The sequence below is a fragment of the Microcystis sp. LE19-41.2A genome (assembly GCF_027530405.1).
GTDB lineage: Bacteria > Cyanobacteriota > Cyanobacteriia > Cyanobacteriales > Microcystaceae > Microcystis > Microcystis aeruginosa.
In genome coordinates, this window is the sequence record NZ_JAPZQJ010000109.1 from 1 (window position 1) to 3,016 (window position 3,016).

General features: G+C 45.3%; 3 protein-coding genes and 2 pseudogenes. 1 reads left to right on the forward strand and 4 read right to left on the reverse strand.

The window, feature by feature from the left end; genetic code table 11:
* Positions 1 to 295: 295 nt before the first annotated feature.
* The 3 genes from O9290_RS04800 to O9290_RS04810 form a co-directional block, all read right to left on the reverse strand.
* Positions 296 to 832 (reverse strand): hypothetical protein, encoded by a 537-nt coding sequence (locus tag O9290_RS04800; RefSeq protein ID WP_288059120.1) that lies wholly within the window; start codon positions 830 to 832, stop codon positions 296 to 298.
* A gap of 100 nt (positions 833 to 932) precedes the next feature.
* Entirely contained in the window at positions 933 to 1,421 is a 489-nt protein-coding gene (locus O9290_RS04805; protein ID WP_004159254.1) for an MgtC/SapB family protein, read from the reverse strand.
* A gap of 78 nt (positions 1,422 to 1,499) precedes the next feature.
* Positions 1,500 to 1,670: a hypothetical protein gene (locus tag O9290_RS04810; RefSeq protein ID WP_155120367.1), complete on the reverse strand. Its 171-nt coding sequence runs from the start codon at positions 1,668 to 1,670 to the stop codon at positions 1,500 to 1,502.
* Between the two features lie 172 nt (positions 1,671 to 1,842).
* Between O9290_RS04810 and O9290_RS04815 the strand changes: the two are divergent.
* A pseudogene (locus O9290_RS04815) lies at positions 1,843 to 2,218 on the forward strand (NF041680 family putative transposase); the annotation flags it as partial.
* An 85-nt stretch (positions 2,219 to 2,303) separates the two neighbouring features.
* Here O9290_RS04815 and O9290_RS04820 read toward each other — a convergent pair.
* A pseudogene (locus O9290_RS04820) lies at positions 2,304 to 2,925 on the reverse strand (ISNCY family transposase); the annotation flags it as partial.
* Positions 2,926 to 3,016: the final 91 nt, after the last annotated feature.

Genomic DNA, 3,016 nt, shown 5'->3' on the forward strand with positions numbered 1-3,016 from the left:
TAGGGCTTGCTGAATAATGGTAAAACCCTTTTAAAATAAGGCTTTTGACCTGTTAAAATCCGATGTTCATGCTGCGAAAATAGGATTGGGACATTCAAAAACCTTGCATTATCCTTCTTGTAGTACATAAACCAGTACAAAAAAAGAGGGCAACAAAGCCTGAAACGACCGGCTATTGACGACCGACGACCGACTCCTAACCCCACCAACAAACTTTTTCAGCAAACCCTAAATAAGCAATTCGACTCACCACTACTTCCAGATCGCTACCCCATAGTCTATCCCTTTCCTGGCGTTACTGGGTTTTCTGCGTTTGCTCCAGATATTTCTGCACACTCTGTCCCATCTGCACCAGATTCGGTTCAATCTTTTTGGCCAGAAGCTCTTCGACTAGGTGAACTAAGCGACTGAGCAAGAAGGGTGGCACACTGTGAACTGCGCTGAGGTCAATCCTCACTTCGACTCGGCTTTCGACCAATGTGCAATTGCCTCGATCCAGAAAGCGGTTCTTGCCAGCGCAAAACACCGCCTCTCGGTAGGCATGGGTTTCAATTTGCCAGTCTACAGTAAACTCATTGTTGTCCCAGATATCGTATTCCGTCCAAGTGAACAGTTCTTCACTCAAAAGTGCCCGAGCAGCGGCTGGGATGTCCCCACCCCCATGCCACTCCAGCACCAGTCGCACCAGTCGCTCCGCTTCCTGGCGAGACTTGAGTTGCAGCGATCGCACATTGGGCAGATACGGCCCCAACTCCATCAGCTTGTCCCGATAGGTGACATAAACCAAGGGTCGAGAAAACGACACCTGTGAATCAACGGAAATTTTGATCATCTTTGGGCTCCAACGGCATGGGGCAAGATATGCAGTTTAACGCGGGTATGAACTACTTGTACATCTTCAACCCCTATCCGCCCGAATACTCCGACCCCGTTTAACTCCTCCTTCCACGGCGTTCAAACAACCGTTCGACCTTGGGAATTAAGGATAAGATTCCCAAGGCTAAGAGAGTGCTGAGAATGGCCGTCGCTTCTCGCCCCATCCCTGCCGCTACGCCGATGGCCGCCGTTAGCCATATGCCCGCCGCCGTGGTCATCCCCTTAGCCTCCTCTTGGTGCCTTCCTATAATGATCGATCCGGCCCCAAGGAATCCCACCCCAGCGATCAAGCCCTGCAACACACGAGTTAAATCTGCGATCGATGCCCCAGATTGTTGAGGAATGAGGACGAAGAGTGCTGCCCCGAAAGAAACCAGCATATGCGTTCGCAACCCTGCCGCCTTGCCCTTGATCTCCCGATCGTACCCCAGTAGACCACCAAGGATCGCCGCAAGCAAGAAACGTAAAATGATGCGGATAATTTGAGCCACATCGGTGATCTCGGAGAATTCCGATAGCACAGTATTCCATATCACTTGCCACACACCCGTAGTCCCTCCTTACTTTGGCTGTACTTCATTCTACAAAGTTGGCTGTAATTTCTTTATTGATGTCCGATCGTTCTACCGATAGATTGCATCATCAATCGTGACTCGGAAAAACTCACCCTCTGACTCAAACCGCTCAGTGCCAAAGTACCATCCAATCCGCAGACGGGTCGGAATGGTATAGCCACAGAATGTGCCTTCTTCCTCTATAATTCCACCGAAGTCCACATAATGGGACTTAGACAAAAAACAAATCGATAAAAGCCTCAACTCCAATCCCCGCTTGGGATTTACTTCGAGAAGCCCAAAATCGCTGAAACCCAGATATATCAAGGAAAATCATAAATCGAGGTTAACCCTTTGTCCCGTAATGGTTTGAGCCTTTTTTGCTGACCGAAAACGCCTAAGTCCCATTAACATCGATCACTCGAATCGCTTCGCACTCGCAAAGATTACACTGGACTTTACCCAAACTTTCAAATCCCGAACAAGGGCAATCTGGTCGCGATTTGATGCCTCTACTGACTTGGTAGTTATGGCTGGCTCGTGAGATAGTACAAGATAATCCTTTACCTTGGCAGAAGCCTCTTCCACAAAACTCTCTGACTCCTGGAAGGGTCGCTCAGGGTTTTGGGGCAATTTTAGCGGTGATTGGTACACCCGCCTGTTTCCCCAAAACCCGAGGAAAATCCCAGGGCTGGCCTAAAGGCAAAAAACGGACTCCAAAAATCCCTTATCCTACGGTCAAAAAACGCTATTCTGCCCCGCCTAAATCGAAAAAGACCGCATCTTAATCCTTCATCCTGCTTTTTATCTCTTTCTCAGTCTTTTATCCCTAGCTGTGCCAATTTGGGCTGCAAATTAGTCTAAACAGAAGTTATGATTCTTATTTAACCATCTTTTAACGGCCGCATTTTCACAGTCTTGTTTTTGATGCCCATCTTGTTTTTTTAATGAATTCTGGCTCTAAATTAATTACTTGTTTTTGATTAGGAGAAACCACCCTAGGTGTGACACAGCCATGAAAATAAGTTGTAGTTCCCTTTCGATGATTACGACAATTACAATGAGGGCAATTAATTTTCTTAGATGAGAAATATTCTGTGCCATCTAATGCCACTAAAATTTCTCCATCTAAGTAGAGAAACTTTTTCAAAACTCCCTTTTCCTTTAACCATTGATAGACTTTTTGAACAGTCCCAGAGACAGTAGAGGCTGGCACTGCATCTAACAGATTTCTTATTTGATTATCCCCAGGAATTTTTTCAATTGAAAATAAACTTTCAGCATTATCTTTTCCCTTATTGCTTTTCATTAAACGTTGATGGTCTAAAACAGACAGCGACTGAGTAAAAAAGACTGAAAATGCAGTCATCACGGCATCTTCTACCTGATATTTTGTATTATTTCCAGGTTTCCTCTCATCGGGTAAATCATGTAATTCTTGACGTAAAAATTGCATTAATTCCGAAATTTCTAGGGTTGCCGCTTTTTGAGCCATCTTGGAATAATTTGACGTGCTGGTGGATTTCTAACTCACCCATTTTACCTTAGCTGACAATAATTATAAATTTTTATTTCCCTTGAATTCC

Bases quoted from the DNA above. Each gene is read 5' to 3' on its own strand.
- O9290_RS04800 (WP_288059120.1), bottom strand. From the start codon at position 832: ATGATCAAAATTTCCGTTGATTCACAGGTGTCGTTTTCTCGACCCTTG.